This is a genomic window from Psychrobacillus sp. BM2 (assembly GCF_048572895.1).
Classification (GTDB): Bacteria; Bacillota; Bacilli; order Bacillales_A; family Planococcaceae; genus Psychrobacillus.
This window is the reverse complement of sequence record NZ_CP183878.1, coordinates 413032-430021: the sequence shown is the minus strand read 5'-3', so window position 1 is coordinate 430021 and position 16990 is coordinate 413032. Positions and strand designations below refer to the sequence as shown.

Sequence of the window (16990 nt, the reverse complement as noted above, 5' to 3'; positions counted from 1 at the left end):
TATTAGGCTTTATTTGAGCTTCCGAATTCACGCATTTTACCAATTACTGTTGCTTTAATCGCATCACGTGCAGGTGTCAAATATTTACGTGGATCATATTGCTCTGCATCAGAAGCAAAAAACTCACGAATCGCTTTAGTTGCGGCAATTTGGTTCTCTGTATTTACATTAATCTTCGCAGTTCCAAGTGAAATAGAACGTGTAATATCATGTGTCGGTATACCTGTTCCACCGTGTAAAACAAGTGGAAGGTCAGCAAGTTTCGAAATCTCTTCCATTTCTTTGAAGCCTAAGTTTGGTTCCCCTTTATATGGACCATGAACAGAGCCTAAAGCAGGTGCTAAACAGTCGATTGCTGTACGTTTTACAAGCTCTGCACATTCAGCAGGGTCTGCATAAATTACTCCATCTGCAATAACGTCATCCTCTTGTCCACCAACTGTTCCCAGTTCAGCTTCTACAGATACATTGCGCGCATGTGCATACTCTACTACTTTAGATGTGGTTTCAACGTTTTCTTCGAACGGATGATGAGAAGCATCGATCATTACAGATGTGAAGCCTGCATCAATTGCTTCTTTACATTTTTCAAAGCTAGATCCGTGGTCTAAATGAATTGCTACTGGCACGGAAATTTTATAAGATTCGATTAATCCTTTTACCATATATACTACTGCAACGAAGCCACCCATATATTTTGCTGCACCTTCAGATACTCCTAAAATTACTGGTGATTTTTCTTCCTCAGCTGCTAATAGGATTGCTTGAGTGAATTCTAAATTATTAATGTTAAATTGCCCTACTGCGTATCCTTCTTTTTTCCCTTTTTCCAGCATTTCTTTCATCGAAACTAAAGCCATTGAAATGGACCTCCTCTATTTGTTGTTGCACTCCACAAATATCTTTATTTCTAGTTGTCTAGCTGCGGACACCAGTAGTAGTCTGAAGTAGGTATATCCTGTGTAAAACAATCACAGCAGTCCTATGTAGTAACTAAATGGTATCTTCTACTTTCTTCCTACATCATAACAAAAACAGGCGATGTTTTCCACTGCCTGCTGTTCCAACTTATTTCAGGAGATTATTCACAGAATCTCTTAGTTCAAATACATCAAATGGCTTAGTGAAATAAAGAGAGGCGCCTAATCTCTGTGCTTGTTCTATGAAATTCAACTCTCCGTATGCGGTCATCATCATAACCGGGATATCTTTCCATTGTTCTTTTATCAACTTTAAAATTTGTAATCCATCCATACCTGGGATTTTCATATCGAGTAAAACTCCATCGATTTTGTGATCATTGATAAGTTCTAAAGCTTCATACCCATTTGCAGCTAAACTGACTTCATATCCTTCTTGTGTAAACACTTCTTTCAACAACAATCGTATTCCTAACTGATCATCCACTATTAAGATATGTTTCATGGCAAGCAAACCCCTTCTTTATTAATCCCATAATTGTATAATACGATATGGGATAGGACATTCCCTCTTTTTTTAAAAATTTTTTCAATTTTCTCCTGATATATTACCCATTAAGCTATAACATACGAAATAACGGATTTTGCTTTATAATAAATGAGAGGTGAATTATTATGAAAATGTTAACTACACAACTATCGGGATTACTACAAAGAATCTCCAGCTCAGAGGAAGACAATATTGAGGAAACCGCTCGTTTACTTGCGCAAGCTGCTGCTCGAGAAGGGACCGTTTTTTTTGCTGCTTTCGGGGAAATGAAAAGTATTTCGGTTAATGCACAGTTTGCAGCCGAGCCCTTCGCATCTATGCTGACTTGGTCACCCGAAATTGAAATGACAAGTGCAGATCGTGTTTGGATTCTTACTCGTTCCTGCTATGACGAAGAGGCTCTTGCCTTAGCTAAAAAGTTAAATGACGAGTTTATCCCTTTTAGCGCTTTAGCAGCTGAACCGATAAGTGATGACAATATGCTAGCCGACCTTGCTTATACATATATTTCCACAAAAATTACTAAAGGGCTGCTACCCGCTGAAGACGGAACTCGTATTGTGCTCCCTCATACGTTAGCTGGATTATTTGTATATGAAGCAGTGAAGATGAAGTTAAACGAAATGCTTGTCGGTGAATAATTTTTAAATTTCCCTAGTGCCTAGTGAATGTTGCGAGAAACAACACGAATGTTTCACAAAACAAAAAACGCCTAAGAAATTTTTCTTTAGGCATTTTTTATTGGATGTTTTTCCCGTTTCGCAAGTATTCGTCCACTTTTTAGTCTAAGCCCAGAGAGCAAGTAACGCTTCTATTTCAATGCTATTTGTAGGAAATATATTTTCGTTTTTCATAAATTGTAATGAAAAAAGAAGGATTACTCGTGCTAAATGCTGCGAGTAATCCTTCTTTTTTTATATGTTAACCGCTTTTCTTATTGTCCAGTTCCAGGCGTCAGCTTCTCGATCACTTCAGACTTTTAGTAAAGGCAAAGGACGCCTTTCCTTTCAAGTCTTCCAGCGCTTGTCGCAGCTAAACGGACGCCCTCCACATTTCTAGATTGTCCAGCTGTTGCGACACGATGTCGCGTCTCTAGACTGACTTCCCTAAATAGGCGCTTCCTCTTTTCTTATTCACCAACGGATGCTTTGATGAAGTCTCGGAACAACGGTTGTGGGCGTTGTGGGCGTGACACAAATTCTGGGTGGAACTGGGAAGCTACGAAGAATGGGTGATCTGGTAGCTCGATGATTTCGATTAGGCGACCATCTGGGCTTGTACCAGAGAACACAAATCCTGCTGCTTCGAATTGCTCACGGTACTCGTTGTTGAACTCGTAACGGTGACGGTGACGTTCATATACAAGCTCTTCTCCGTATGCTTGATGAGCTTTTGAACCTGGTGTCAACTTACATGGATATAATCCTAAACGTAGTGTTCCGCCAAGGTCTTCCACATCTTTTTGCTCAGGCAATAAATCGATAATAGAATGTGGAGTTGTTGGGTCTAGCTCTGTAGAATGTGCTCCTTGAAGTTCTAGAATAGAACGAGCAAATTCTACTGTTGCCAATTGCATACCTAAACAAATACCTAGGAATGGTACATTGTTTTCACGTGCAAATTTAGTAGCAGCGATTTTTCCTTCTACTCCACGGTCTCCGAATCCACCAGGGACAAGAATTCCGTCTACATCGCCAAGGATTTCACCAACATTTGCATCATTCACTTCCTCAGCGTTTACCCATTTCACTTCTACGTCTGCATCAAATTTGTAGCCCGCATGTTTCATAGCTTCTACAACAGAGATGTATGCATCTTGAAGCTCTACGTATTTACCAACTAAACCAATACGAACTTTTTTCGATAAGGATTTTACTTGGTCTACTAAGCCGATCCAGTCGGTCATATCCGCTTCAGGCGTTTGAAGTTTGAAATGATCCACTACAATTTGGTCCAAATGCTGTGCTTGTAAATTCAATGGAATTTCATATAAAGAATCTGCATCGATACATTCAATTACTTCTTCTGGTTTAATATCACAGAATAGCCCGATTTTATCTTTCATATCTTGAGGAACTGGCATTTCTGAACGAAGTACAATAACGTTTGGTTGAATACCCAGGCTGCGCAATTCTTTAACACTATGCTGTGTTGGCTTTGTTTTCATTTCTCCAGCAGCTTTAATGAATGGCACTAAAGTACAGTGAATATACATTACGTTATCACTACCAACATCACGTTTCATTTGACGGATAGTTTCTAGGAATGGAAGAGATTCGATATCCCCTACTGTTCCACCGATTTCCGTAATAACGATATCAGCATGTGTTTCTTTTGCAGCTAAAAATAAACGATCTTTGATTTCATTTGTAATATGTGGAATTACTTGAACTGTCCCACCATTATAATCTCCACGACGCTCTTTTCTTAGTACAGATGAGTAAACTTTACCAGTTGTAATATTCGAGTATTTGTTCAAATTGATATCTATAAAACGCTCGTAGTGACCTAAATCTAAATCTGTTTCTGCTCCGTCATCTGTCACGAAAACCTCTCCGTGTTGATACGGACTCATTGTTCCAGGATCTAAATTGATGTAAGGATCGAATTTTTGAATCGTTACGTTTAGTCCTCTATTTTTTAATAAACGACCAAGTGAGGCAGCCGTAATTCCTTTACCAAGTGAAGATACAACCCCACCAGTAACAAAAATAAATTTAGTCATTATATGTTCCTCCTAATGTAATATCTAGTTCGCACCACTTCTGGTGAGAACATTATCTTATTTTAGTATGCGTTAAAACATTCAAATAAATAAGAGTAGAGCAATAACAAAAAAACGCTCCGCCTGCTTCTTCGCAGGGGAGCGCATATGCACATGAGTAATGTCTCTTCAAAAAGAGCCCAATAAAATCTTATAGCGTTTAAGAAAATAAGTCAAGAATTATTCTTCTTCGTCTTCTTCTTCGTCTAAGTCCTCATCGATTTCAAATTCATCATCGTCTTCATCGATTAAGTCTTCTTCTATTACTTCATCAATCTCTTCTCCGACAAATTCAATAACTGGTTCGTCTTCGTCTTCATCTTCGTCCTCATCATCATCTTCTGCAAACTCATCGAATTCTTCTTCAAATACGATTTCGTCTTCATCTAAATCTTCTAAATCGTCATCTACTACCTTATCTTTCTTTTTGCGAACTTTAACGGTAGGAGCTGATTCTTCTTCAATTTGTTCTACTGGATACCATTCTCTAAGACCCCATTGGTTTTCAGCAATTGCTAAAAAGCGTCCGTCAATATTCATATCTGTATAGAATTGAGGTTTACGGGAAGCCATTTCCTCATCTGTAAGCCCATTATAATGTTGAATCTCATCAAACAAATCTTTTAAAGTTAATGAGTTTTTTTTATCTTCTAAAATCGCAAATGCTAGATCGATTAGCGATTCTTCTTGTAATTGTATTGTTGTCATTTCACGAAATTTCAAATCGTGCACGTCCTTTCTATGTTCGTTTGCATACTTTTCATTATATACACACAAGTATGTTATATGCTACATTCAATTATTCTTTTTGAAAAGAGAAATTTTCTTTCCTGCAATGACAAACAAATAAAACGATATTAAAAGTAGTGGAATAGAGGCTAGTTGTTTGTTATATAGAAAAAAAGTTAGTAGTAAGAGAATTATTATGACCATAATGTGAATAGGTTTTCTCATCCAAATTCTCCTTTACTACATACTAGGTATATTATACAAAAAAATAGGAAAAAAGTGTTCCAATAATCATTGGAACACTAAATTTATTTTCCTCGGATCAATCATTTACATATTTCGACGATATTGTCCCCCAACTTCATACAAAGCATGCGTGATTTGACCAAGACTCGCTTTTTGAACAGTTGTCATTAACTCTTCAAAAATGTTGCCACCTGAAACAGCAACTAGCTTCAAGCAAGCAAGAGCTTCTTCTGTCTCAGCTTCATTGTTTCGTTGGAAGTTTCGTAGATTGGTTATTTGTGTTTCTTTTTCTTCTGTAGTTGCGCGTGCAATTTCCATATTATTAATGTCCTCTTCGGAAGCAGGATTTGGATTTAAATACGTATTTACCCCGATAATAGGTAGCTCACCGGTATGTTTTTTCATCTCGTAGTGCATAGATTCTTCTTGAATTTTGCCACGTTGGTATTGCGTTTCCATTGCCCCAAGTACGCCACCACGGTCGTTAATACGATCGAATTCAGATAGAACAGCTTCTTCTACTAGATCTGTCATTTCTTCTACGATGAATGCACCTTGCAATGGGTTTTCATTTTTCGATAGTCCATGCTCCTTTGTAATAATCATTTGAATCGCCATTGCACGACGAACTGATTCTTCTGTAGGAGTTGTAATTGCCTCATCATAAGCGTTTGTATGAAGCGAGTTACAGTTATCCTGTAACGCCATCAACGCTTGTAATGTTGTACGAATATCATTGAAGTCAATTTCTTGAGCATGCAAGCTTCGACCTGATGTTTGTACATGGTATTTTAGCTTTTGGCTGCGATCATTTGCACCATATTTATCACGCATAACGACTGCCCAAATACGACGAGCAACGCGACCAATAACGGTATACTCTGGATCCAATCCATTCGAGAAGAAGAACGATAAATTGGGTGCAAAGTCATCTATATGCATGCCGCGGCTTAAATAGTACTCCACATAAGTGAAGCCGTTTGACAGCGTGAATGCTAGCTGTGAAATCGGATTCGCTCCTGCTTCTGCAATATGATACCCTGAAATAGACACAGAATAATAATTTCGTACCTTTTGGTCGATAAAGTATTGCTGAATATCTCCCATCATTCGAAGTGCGAATTCCGTAGAGAAGATACATGTATTTTGACCTTGGTCCTCTTTCAATATGTCCGCTTGAACTGTTCCTCGAACGACCTGTAACGTAGTAACCTTAACTTCTGTAAATTCCTCTATAGTAAGCTTACGTCCCAGTTCTTCTTCCTTTAGACGTACTTGCTGATCAATTGCTGTATTCATGAACATCGCCAAAATAATCGGTGCAGGACCATTTATCGTCATGGAAACCGATGTGGAAGGTGCACATAGGTCAAAGCCGTCATATAACTTCTTCATATCTTCTAATGTACAAATACTAACACCCGACTCGCCAACTTTTCCGTATATATCCGGACGATGATCTGGATCCTCTCCGTACAACGTCACCGAGTCAAACGCAGTTGATAAGCGTTTCGCATCGTCATCCTTCGATAAATAATGAAAGCGTCGATTTGTCCGTTCAGGTGTTCCTTCTCCAGCAAATTGACGTTTAGGATCTTCTCCTTCTCGTTTAAAAGGAAAAACACCTGCCGTATAAGGGAATGATCCTGGTACATTTTCTTTATACACCCATCGCAAAATTTCTCCATAGTCTACGAATTTAGGTAGTACTATTTTCGGTATTTTAAGTCCTGACAAGCTTTCCGTACGAAGAATGGTGCGAATCTCTTTATCTCGAATCTTTGTGATAAATTCGTCCCCAGTATATGCTTCTTTTAGTGCCGCCCAGTTTTCAAGAATACGTTTAGATTCTGTAGTCAGTTCGTCTCGAACACCTGTAGCAAGTGATTCGAGAGATTGAACTAGTACATCATCTGAGGCTTTTTCCTTCACCTGTAAGGTAGCACCTTCTAGCTGGAACAGTCTTCTAGCAAAGCCTACTTGCTCTTCGGACTTGCGATGATATCCACGAACTGCATCTGTAATTTCACGTAAGTAGTAGCGGCGATCATTCGGTATGATGACGTTTTGCTTTTGCGTTTTCACAAATTGATCGTAGGAAGTCTCCCAAGTGGATCCTGTCTTTTCGTTTAATGTAGCAACTAGTGCCGCAAATAATGAGTTCGTTCCTTTATCATTAAATTGACTAGCAATGGTTCCATAAACCGGCATTGTATCTAGATCATCATGCCAAAGCTCACGGCTACGTTGATATTGCTTTTGCACTTGGCGAAGTGCGTCTTCTGAGCCTTTACGCTCAAATTTATTGATAACGATTAAATCTGCATAATCAATCATGTCGATTTTCTCTAATTGAGAGGGTGCTCCGAACTCGCTAGTCATTACGTACATCGAAACATCCGATACATTCGTAATTTCCGCATCCCCTTGTCCGATTCCACTTGTCTCTACAATAATCATGTCGTATCCAGCAACTTTTACAACATCTAGTACGTCAGCAAGTGCTCCTGATAATTCCGTACGTGACCCTCGAGTAGCAAGACTTCTCATAAATACACGCTTATTAAATATTGCGTTCATACGAATGCGGTCACCTAGCAGTGCTCCACCCGTTTTTTGTTTCGTTGGATCAATAGAAAGAACGACAATTTTTTTATCTGGAAGTTCTTGTAGGAAACGACGAATTAATTCATCCGTTAATGAACTTTTTCCCGCTCCACCAGTACCTGTAATACCTAGTACAGGGGTACCTTTAGATAATCTTTTTGCTTGCTTCAGCATTTCAACCGCTTCTTCATTATGCGTTTGATGTGCTTCCTCTGCTACGGTGATTAAATGGGCAAGTACCTCTGGATTTTCGGTCGTAACACCTGCAATCTCTTCGTTTACACCTCTAGCTTTTGTTGCTACATCGCATTCCATTAGGATTTGATTGATCATTCCTTGTAATCCTAATTTTCGACCATCCTCTGGTGAGAAAATGCCGGAAATGCCATACTCTTGTAGTTCTTTTATTTCTTTCGGAATAATTACTCCGCCGCCTCCGCCAAAAATGCGTATATGTGGTGCACCACGCTCGACGAGTAAGTCTTTCATATATTTAAAATACTCAACATGCCCTCCTTGATAAGAAGATATGGCGATTCCTTGCACATCCTCTTGAATTGCAGCATTTACTACCTCTTCTACCGAGCGATTATGTCCTAAATGGATAACCTCTGCTCCGCTCGCCTGTAAAATGCGACGCATAATATTGATAGATGCATCATGTCCATCAAAAAGACTGGATGCCGTAACGAATCGTACATGATTTTTTGGACGATATACTTCTACCGTAGACATGCTGAAATTCCCCCTTGTTTGTGAGTGTTCATGATTATGTTATTTCATCCCATGTAGTAATAATTTGATTTGTAGCTCGGTAAATTGTTCAATCGTATACTCTTTACGCAGTGCCCATCTGCGAAATGCCCACATTTGTCCTTGAACGACTAATGTATGTGCGTAAAGATGTGCCTGTGCTTCCGTTAACTCAAGTTCCCCTGCTTGAATACAACCAATAATTATTTTATTGAAGATATTGACCATTTCCATTTCTTTCGTTAATACATATTCCAATGCACCTTTTGGAAGTGATTTCGATTCTTGATACATAACTACGAACTCATCTGACATATCATCGATTACACCATAGTAGTGACGAATAGCTGTTTTTAAGTCTTCTGTAGTACCATTTACTAAAGTAATTTGTGATAGTCTGCTGTGCACTTCATTGTAAATACTGTCACAAACTAAATAGAGTACATCTTCCTTTGTGCGAATATATTCATACAAAGTCCCAATACTAAAACCTGCTTCTTTTGCTATTTCTCTTGTAGTAGCGCGGTGAAAACCTTTTTCTTTAAATAAAGTAACGGCTGCTCGAATCATTTGGTCTCGTCTTTTTTCAATAAGATTCTCATCTTTGACCGATGTCTTTACTTCATGTTTCTTATCCATAGACATCAATTACTTAGTTAACATACGAGAAATAACTAGACGTTGAATTTCTTGTGTACCTTCGTAAATTTGCGTAATTTTTGCATCGCGCATATAACGTTCTACTGGGTAATCTTTCGTATAACCATATCCGCCAAATACTTGAACAGCTTCCGTTGTTACCTTCATCGCAGTATCACCTGCCATCAGTTTTGCCATAGCCGATTCTTTTCCGTATGAAAGGCCATTTGACTCTAACCAAGCAGCTTGATATGTAAGCAAACGAGAAGCTTCAATGGAAGTTGCCATATCTGCGAGCTTGAAGGATACCCCTTGGTTTGCAACGATTGGCTTACCAAATTGCACTCGTTCTTTTGCATAAGTTACCGATGCATCTAGTGCACCTTGTGCAATACCAACAGCCTGAGCAGCAATTCCGTTACGTCCGCCATCTAATGTTTTCATAGCGACAATAAACCCTTGCCCCTCTTCCCCAAGTAGATTTTCTTTTGGAATGCGGCAATTATCGAAAATAATTTCAGTAGTTGGTGATGAGCGGATTCCTAATTTTTTCTCTTTTTTACCAACAGAGAACCCCGGGAAATCTGCTTCTACAATGAATGCACTAGTGCCTTTATGTTTCGATTCAGGATCTGTTACTGCAAAGACAACATATATATCTGCAATTCCACCATTTGTAATAAAGATTTTAGAACCATTTAATACATAATGATCGCCATCTAATTTTGCGGTAGTTTTCATACCACCCGCATCCGAACCCGAGCCGGCTTCTGTTAAACCGTAACCACCGATTTTTGTACCTTCAGCCATGGGACGAAGATATTTTTGTTTTTGCTCTTCATTGCCAAACTTGAAAATCGGCCAACCCGCAAGCGATGTATGGGCAGATAAAGTTACACCTGTCGACGCACAAACACGGGATAGTTCCTCCACCGCGATACAGTATGCCAAGTAATCAGAACCGATTCCACCATACTCTTCTGGCCATGGGATACCTGTTAACCCAAGCTCCGCCATCTTATCGAAAATCTCACGGTCAAAGCGTTCCTCCTCATCACGTTCAGCAGCTGTTGGCGCTACTTCGTTTTCTGCAAAGTCTCTTACCATTTTACGAATCATTTCATGTTCTTCTGATAGTTGAAAATTCATTGTAAATCCCGCCTTTTTTGTTTGTGGTGTGGATGTTTGTTGTAACTGCGAGAGGGGTCTCTCGTATAGCTCGTAATCTCTCTCGCTTAGAACCGAATTGCTCTCGTTCCGCTTGCGGTCTCTCGTATAGCTCACGATCTCTCTCGTATAGAACCGAATTGCTCTCGTTCAGCTTGTTGTCTCTCGTATAGCTTGCGGTCTCTCTCGGATAACTGGTAATCTCTCTCGCTTAGAACCGAATTGCTCTCGTTCAGCTTGCGGTCTCTCTTATAGCTTGGGGTCTCTCTCGGATAACCAGTAATCTCTCTCGCATAGAACCGAATTGCTCTCGTTCAGCTTGCGGTCTCTCTTATAGCTTGGGGTCTCTCTCGGATAACCAGTAATCTCTCTCGCATAGAACCGAATTGCTCTCGTTCAGCTTGCGGTCTCTCGTATAACCAGTAATCTCTCTCGTATAGAACGTAATTGCAATCAATTTCCGATTTTAATTTGTTAGATGCTTCGCGATTACGATGCGCTGAATTTCACTTGTGCCTTCATAAATTTCGGTGATTTTTGCGTCACGGAAATAACGTTCTACTGGGTAATCCTCTGTATAGCCATAGCCACCGAATACTTGAACAGCTTCGATTGCAACATCTACTGCCGTTTTCGAGGCGAATAGTTTGGCCATCGATGCCTCTTTGCCACAAGGAAGTCCTTGTTCCCGAAGGCTAGCAGCACGGTAAACTAGTAATCTAGCAGCTTCGACTGCTGTACCCATGTCAGCTAATTTGAATCCAACACCTTGGTTTGCTGCAATTGGTTTACCAAATTGTACACGCTCTTTTGCGTATCCAACAGCGGCTTCAAAAGCGGCCTCTGCAATACCAAGTGCTTGTGTTGCAATACCGATACGCCCGGTGTTAAGGTTGGCCATTGCAATTTTAAAGCCTTCTCCTTCTTCACCAAGTCTGTTTTCCATAGGTATTTTCATATCTTCAAATGTAAGTTCTACGGTTCTAGATCCGTGGAGACCCATTTTTTGTTCATCTTTCCCGACGATAAAACCTGGTGTGTCCTTCTCGACGATAAAGGCAGTGATACCTCTTGAACCAAGAGAGGGGTCAGTCGATGCAAAAACAATATTCACATCTGCTTCTCCACCATTTGTAATAAATACCTTTGAACCGTTTAATACATAGTGATCGTCTTTTTTGATAGCTTTTGTTTTCAGTGCACCCGCGTCGGATCCAGCTGAGGCTTCTGTTAGGCAAAAGGCTCCTAAATATTCACCAGTTGCAAGCTTTGTAATGTATTTCTCTTTTTGTTGCTCTGTTCCGAAATATAGTATTGGATTAGTCCCAACGGAAGTATGAACAGAAAGTATTACCCCTACTACCGCACTCACTTTGGATAATTCGTTAATGGCAATTACGTAACTTGTAAAATCCATTGCTGAGCCACCGTACTGTTCAGGTACCGTAATTCCCATTAATCCAAGTTCACCCATTTTTCGAATGATTTCTCGAGGAAACTCTCCCTGCTCCATTCGTTCAATAAAAGGTTCTATTTCTGCTTTAGCAAAATCCCTGACCATGTTGCGCATCATTAGTTGTTCTTCAGTAAACTTTAGCTCCATCATATATGCCCCTTTTAATCGTAAGTGTAGAAACCTCTACCAGATTTCTTCCCTAACCAGCCAGCTTTTACGTATTTTCTAAGAAGTGGACATGGACGATATTTACTGTCGCCAAATCCTTCATGTAAGATTTCCATAATATAGAGACAAGTGTCTAAACCGATAAAGTCTGCCAGTTGAAGGGGTCCCATTGGGTGATTCATTCCCATTTTCATCACATCATCAATAGCTTCTTTAGTTGCAACACCCTCATATAGCGTATAGATCGCTTCGTTAATCATTGGCATTAAAATGCGGTTAGACACGAATCCTGGAAAATCATTTACTTCTACTGGTACTTTGCTTAGTTTCGTCGTCATTTCTTCAACTGCTGTGTATACCTCATCGGATGTAGCGAGTCCACGAATAATTTCCACTAACTTCATTACTGGAACGGGATTCATGAAATGCATTCCGATTACCTGCTCCGGACGGTTCGTAGCAGCTGCAATTTCTGTAATTGGTAGCGAAGAAGTATTTGTTGCCAGTATCGTATGAGTTGGTGTAATTTCGTCTAGTTGTTTGAAAATAGACTGCTTGATCTCCATATTTTCGACCGCAGCTTCGATCACTAGGTCTACATCACTAGCATCTTCAATAGATAGGGACATTGTAATTTTATTTAGAACTGATTGTTTTTCATCTTCCGTCATTCGACCTTTTTCAACATTGCGAGAAAGGTTTTTAGTAATTGTTTGGATGCCACGATCGTAAAATTGTTGTTCACGATCATTTAGTTTTACTTCAAATCCTGCTTGAGCACATACTTGAGCAATTCCAGATCCCATTTGACCTGCTCCGATTACTAATACTTTTTGGATGTTCATGCTATACTGCCTCCTGTTTTTGGAACCTCGATCATGATGGCATCTCCTTGACCGCCACCGGAACAGATTGCTGCTATACCAATACCGCCACCACGGCGTTTCAATTCATAAGCAAGCGTTAGAATGATACGTGCACCAGATGCCCCGATTGGATGACCAAGTGCAACTGCTCCACCATTTACATTTACTTTATCTTCGTCTAAACCTGCTAACTGACTGCTTACTAATGCAACAGCTGCAAAAGCTTCATTTATTTCAAATAAATCTATTTCTGCTAATGTTTTACCCGTTTTCTGTAGGATTTTGTTGATGACTAATCCAGGCGTTTGTGGGAACTTTTCAGGTTCGATCGCTACTTCTGCGTGTCCGATAACATATGCCAAGGCTTCTTTTCCAAGTGACTTTGCTTTTTCTTCGCTTGTTAAGATGATTGCACAAGCCCCATCGTTAATACCGGGTGCGTTACCTGCTGTGATGGTTCCTTCTTTTCCAAATGCTGGCTTTAGCGTAGCGAGTGACTCTAATGATGTATTGCGACGAGGTGATTCATCTTCATTTACGACGATTGGTTGACCTTTTCGCTGTGGAATCTCAACCGAAACAATTTCTTCTGCTAGAATCCCATTATCTATTGCCTTCAGTGCAAGATCATGACTTCTAAACGACCAGGCATCTTGTTTTTCGCGAGATAACTCAAACGCTTCCGCTGTTGAGTTACCATATGTCCCCATATGAACATTTTTTGGATGGAATGAACAAGATAGCCCGTCATAAACCATACCGTCGACCAAAGTCGCATCCCCCATGCGCAAGCCGAATCTACCTTTTGGTAAATAGTAAGGTGCATTGGACATCGATTCCATGCCTCCTGCAACAATAATTTCCTCATCACCTAGTCGGATCAATTGATCAGCAAGTGTGACACTTCGCATTCCAGAAGCACAAACTTTATTGATAGTTTCTGTTTTTACTGACCAGGGAATTCCTGCTTTTGTTGCTGCTTGTCGAGAAGGAATTTGACCTTGGCCTGCTTGTAGAACAGTCCCCATAATTACTTCGTCTACTTGCTCTGGATTAATCCCTGTGCGATCTAGTGCTTCTTTGATAGCCACTCCGCCAAGGTCTGATGCCGTTAAAGAACTTAATGCCCCTCCAAATTTCCCAAATGCTGTACGTGCTCCATCCAAAATAACTGTTTTCGTCAATGTAAACACCCCTTTATCCCTGTTTAACAAAATTGCAGCTCGACACAGCGTTTTTTTGTCCAAGCTATGTTTTACTTTGTGTTGTATGCGCTTTCAATTCCTATAAAAATAAAAACGACTGAACGCTCGCTCGATTTCATTAGTAAGAAAAAAGGGAGTAAAATTTACTCCCTACTATTAACTCTAGTTTACGAAACTATAAGACTATTTGCAATATATTTATGATACTGTTGATTCTACTTCTTCTTTCATTGCTGGAATAAATTCTCCGAATACCGATTTCTCTAAAAGCTCCGCAATGTCGTATGTGCCAACTGTTTCTTCTACTTCCTTCGCTTTTGTTCCATCCGATAACATTGTTAAGCAGTATGGACATCCAGAAGATATAATGGTCGGATTTACTTCTAATGCTTGTTCTGTACGAGCTACGTTCACACGGTTTCCAACATGCTCTTCCATCCACATCAGTCCGCCACCTGCTCCACAGCACATACCCGTTTCACGATTGCGATCCATTTCTACTAGCTTCACGCCTGGAATTGCTTTTAAAACTTCACGCGGTGCGTCGTATACATCATTATAGCGTCCTAAGTAGCATGAATCATGGAATGTAATCGTTTCTTCGACTGCGTATTGCGGTTTCAAGCGACCTTCCTGAACTAAGTCATAAAGCATTTCAGTATGGTGGAGTACTTCTCCGTTCCATCCAAAATCACCATATTCATTTTTAAAGATATTATATGCATGCGGGTCGATTGTTACGATTTTTGTGACACCCGCTTTTTCAAATTCTGAGATATTTGACCCAGCTAGCTCTTGGAATAAAAACTCATTTCCCAAGCGACGTGGTGTGTCCCCAGAGTTCTTTTCTTTATTGCCAAGAATTGCGAATTTCACTCCTGCTTCGTTCATCAAATGTGCAAATGATAGAGCAATTTTTTGCGAACGGTTGTCGAATGATCCCATCGATCCAACCCAGAATAGATATTCAAATTCTTCTCCCGCTTTTGAAACTTCTTTCACTGTTGGAATATGAATATCTGGACGTGCATCTCTCCAGTTTTCTTTCTCTTTACGATTAAGTCCCCACGGATTTCCTTGACGCTCGATATTCGTCATTGCGCGCTGTGCATCTGGGTTCACTTTCCCTTCTGTCATTACTAGGTAACGGCGAAGGTCGATAATTTTATCTACATGCTCGTTCATAACTGGGCATTGATCTTCACAGTTACGACAAGTTGTACAAGCCCAAATCTCTTCTTCTGTAATTACATCTCCAATTAGAGATGGGCTATAAATATCTTCAATTATTGCGCCTTCTGCTCCAGCAGCCATCGCAAGCTGGTTTCCTTTTGTTCCTCGGAAAGCTAGTGCTGGTACCCAAGGCTTTTTCTTCGTTTCAACTGCTCCAGTGAACGTTAAATGATCACGAAGCTTCACGATCAAGTCCATTGGAGATAGCATTTTCCCTGTCCCAGTTGCGGGACACATATTTGTACAGCGACCGCATTCTACACATGCGTAGAAGTCGATCATTTGTGCCTGAGTAAAGTCTTGAATACGTCCCACACCGAACGAAGGCATTTCTTCTTCAGCTTCTGGGTCTTCATTTTCCTCTTCTTCAAAATTGATCGGACGTAATCTACCAACTTTGTCTAAGCGGTGGAAGTATACGTTTGCCGGCCCAGTGATTAAGTGGAAATGCTTGGATTGTGGAACATATACCAAGAATGACAGTAGGAATAACAAATGTGCCCACCACATGATATAAAATACCGTTACTGCAACAACCTCTGGTACCCACTGGAAAATAGCGGCAATAGTAGATGCGACTGGTTCAGACCAAGTAGCATCATGACCATGCCAAATCATTGCCATACCGTTACCGACTAGAACAGAAACCATCAACCCACCGATGAAAATTAATACTAAACCGCTTTTCCATCCGCGCTTTAAGCGTACAAGCTTTTCAATATAACGACGATAGAATGCCCAAACAACAGCTACCAATATAACTAATGTAACAATTTCTTCAAAAAACGTGAACGCTGGATACAAAGGTCCCAGTGGTAAATGCGAGCCAGGCGCTAAGCCTTTCCATATAAAATCAATCGCACTCAACTGGACGAGTAAGAAACCATAGAAGAACATAACGTGTATTGCTCCACTCTTCTTATCTTTTAATAGTTTCTTTTGACCAAAAACATACAGCCAAATTTTGCGAAGCCTTTCCTTCACATTATCTTCAAATTCGACTTTCTTCCCTAGTTTGATGTACGTATATCTAGTTTTCAACAAATATGCGAACAATCCTAAAGCATACAGAACTACTGCGATAAACAGTACCCAGTTTGCGATTAACAATGGATTCATCTTATTTCTCCCCCTCTGAGTTGTAAAATGACATTATGAATAGAATAATACAATAGATTCTTAAACAAATATATAAGTAATTATATACTAAAACTGAATGAGCATTCAGTCAATAGTTATTTATTCGAATAGATGTGAATTTTGTAACTTTTCTGAGGTAAATGAGCGAGAGAATCTTTATTATAGAAAAAGTTTCCACATATCGGGATTTATGATGTGGAATAATTATCCTTAACGCGAGTAAATTGGTTACGTGCGCAAGTAACGTCAGCCCATCCGCCAGTATTTCTACTCGAAAGCTAGTAAAGGTACTGCGAACGCAAGTAAACAACAATCGAAAGCAAGTAACGTTATTTCACCTCTTATACGAGAGAGCCAAGCATCCGTACGAGAGAGAAACTGTGCTATACGAGAATGATTGCTCTATATGAGAGAGAATCTGTCTTATCCGAGAGGGGTTGCGCTCTATATGAGAGAGATTGCAATCCATGCGAGAGAGCTGCTGGGTTATACGAGAGGGATTATACTCTATATGAGAGAGCGAACATATTTCACTAAAACAAAAGAC

12 protein-coding genes are annotated in these 16990 nt (G+C 39.9%); 1 reads left to right on the top strand and 11 read right to left on the bottom strand.

All coding sequences use genetic code 11. The annotated features are described in order from the left end of the window. Positions 1 to 2: 2 nt before the first annotated feature. The gene (locus tag ACN6MX_RS01970) at positions 3 to 860 is read right to left on the bottom strand and encodes a class II fructose-bisphosphate aldolase (RefSeq protein ID WP_419961008.1); all 858 of its coding nucleotides are present in this window, start codon (positions 858 to 860) and stop codon (positions 3 to 5) included. 208 nt (positions 861 to 1068) lie between these two features. After that, entirely contained in the window at positions 1069 to 1425 is a 357-nt protein-coding gene (locus ACN6MX_RS01965; protein ID WP_419961007.1) for a response regulator, read from the bottom strand. A 167-nt stretch (positions 1426 to 1592) separates the two neighbouring features. Here ACN6MX_RS01965 and ACN6MX_RS01960 point away from each other — a divergent pair, with 167 nt between their 5' ends. Beyond that, positions 1593 to 2111: a DUF2529 family protein gene (locus tag ACN6MX_RS01960; RefSeq protein ID WP_419962535.1), complete on the top strand. Its 519-nt coding sequence runs from the start codon at positions 1593 to 1595 to the stop codon at positions 2109 to 2111. A 488-nt stretch (positions 2112 to 2599) separates the two neighbouring features. On the opposite strand, the gene ACN6MX_RS01955 is transcribed toward ACN6MX_RS01960, so the two are convergent. The 9 genes from ACN6MX_RS01955 to ACN6MX_RS01915 form a co-directional block, all read right to left on the bottom strand. Continuing rightward, complete coding sequence (locus ACN6MX_RS01955; RefSeq protein ID WP_419961006.1) at positions 2600 to 4195, bottom strand: CTP synthase; 1596 nt, start codon at positions 4193 to 4195, stop codon at positions 2600 to 2602. A 219-nt stretch (positions 4196 to 4414) separates the two neighbouring features. Continuing rightward, complete coding sequence (gene rpoE / locus ACN6MX_RS01950) at positions 4415 to 4957, bottom strand: DNA-directed RNA polymerase subunit delta (protein WP_419961005.1); 543 nt, start codon at positions 4955 to 4957, stop codon at positions 4415 to 4417. A gap of 336 nt (positions 4958 to 5293) precedes the next feature. Continuing rightward, positions 5294 to 8551, bottom strand: a complete 3258-nt coding sequence (gene icmF, locus ACN6MX_RS01945) for a fused isobutyryl-CoA mutase/GTPase IcmF (RefSeq protein ID WP_419961004.1) — start codon at positions 8549 to 8551, stop codon at positions 5294 to 5296. Between the two features lie 39 nt (positions 8552 to 8590). Continuing rightward, positions 8591 to 9208: a TetR/AcrR family transcriptional regulator gene (locus ACN6MX_RS01940; protein WP_419961003.1), complete on the bottom strand. Its 618-nt coding sequence runs from the start codon at positions 9206 to 9208 to the stop codon at positions 8591 to 8593. 9 nt (positions 9209 to 9217) lie between these two features. Then, positions 9218 to 10357, bottom strand: a complete 1140-nt coding sequence (locus tag ACN6MX_RS01935) for an acyl-CoA dehydrogenase (protein ID WP_419961002.1) — start codon at positions 10355 to 10357, stop codon at positions 9218 to 9220. 484 nt (positions 10358 to 10841) lie between these two features. Next, on the bottom strand, positions 10842 to 11978 hold the full coding sequence (locus tag ACN6MX_RS01930) for an acyl-CoA dehydrogenase (RefSeq protein ID WP_419962534.1): 1137 nt from the start codon (positions 11976 to 11978) through the stop codon (positions 10842 to 10844). 14 nt (positions 11979 to 11992) lie between these two features. Beyond that, positions 11993 to 12844, bottom strand: coding sequence for a 3-hydroxybutyryl-CoA dehydrogenase (locus ACN6MX_RS01925; protein WP_419961001.1), 852 nt, complete (start codon positions 12842 to 12844; stop codon positions 11993 to 11995). Continuing rightward, positions 12841 to 14049 (bottom strand): acetyl-CoA C-acetyltransferase, encoded by a 1209-nt coding sequence (locus ACN6MX_RS01920; protein ID WP_419961000.1) that lies wholly within the window; start codon positions 14047 to 14049, stop codon positions 12841 to 12843. Before ACN6MX_RS01920 ends, ACN6MX_RS01925 begins: the two co-directional genes overlap by 4 nt. A gap of 219 nt (positions 14050 to 14268) precedes the next feature. Next, positions 14269 to 16422 carry a (Fe-S)-binding protein gene (locus ACN6MX_RS01915; RefSeq protein WP_419960999.1) on the bottom strand — a complete coding sequence of 718 codons (2154 nt, stop codon included), beginning with the start codon at positions 16420 to 16422 and terminating at the stop codon, positions 14269 to 14271. Positions 16423 to 16990: the final 568 nt, after the last annotated feature.

Excerpts from the sequence above, each read along its gene's own strand:
- ACN6MX_RS01970 (WP_419961008.1), bottom strand. The coding sequence starts at position 860 with ATGGCTTTAGTTTCGATGAAAGAAATGCTGGAAAAAGGGAAAAAAGAA.
- ACN6MX_RS01965 (WP_419961007.1), bottom strand. The coding sequence starts at position 1,425 with ATGAAACATATCTTAATAGTGGATGATCAGTTAGGAATACGATTGTTG.
- ACN6MX_RS01955 (WP_419961006.1), bottom strand. The coding sequence starts at position 4,195 with ATGACTAAATTTATTTTTGTTACTGGTGGGGTTGTATCTTCACTTGGT.
- icmF (WP_419961004.1), bottom strand. The coding sequence starts at position 8,551 with ATGTCTACGGTAGAAGTATATCGTCCAAAAAATCATGTACGATTCGTT.
- ACN6MX_RS01940 (WP_419961003.1), bottom strand. The coding sequence starts at position 9,208 with ATGGATAAGAAACATGAAGTAAAGACATCGGTCAAAGATGAGAATCTT.
- ACN6MX_RS01935 (WP_419961002.1), bottom strand. The coding sequence starts at position 10,357 with ATGAATTTTCAACTATCAGAAGAACATGAAATGATTCGTAAAATGGTA.
- ACN6MX_RS01930 (WP_419962534.1), bottom strand. The coding sequence starts at position 11,978 with ATGGAGCTAAAGTTTACTGAAGAACAACTAATGATGCGCAACATGGTC.
- ACN6MX_RS01925 (WP_419961001.1), bottom strand. The coding sequence starts at position 12,844 with ATGAACATCCAAAAAGTATTAGTAATCGGAGCAGGTCAAATGGGATCT.
- ACN6MX_RS01915 (WP_419960999.1), bottom strand. The coding sequence starts at position 16,422 with ATGAATCCATTGTTAATCGCAAACTGGGTACTGTTTATCGCAGTAGTT.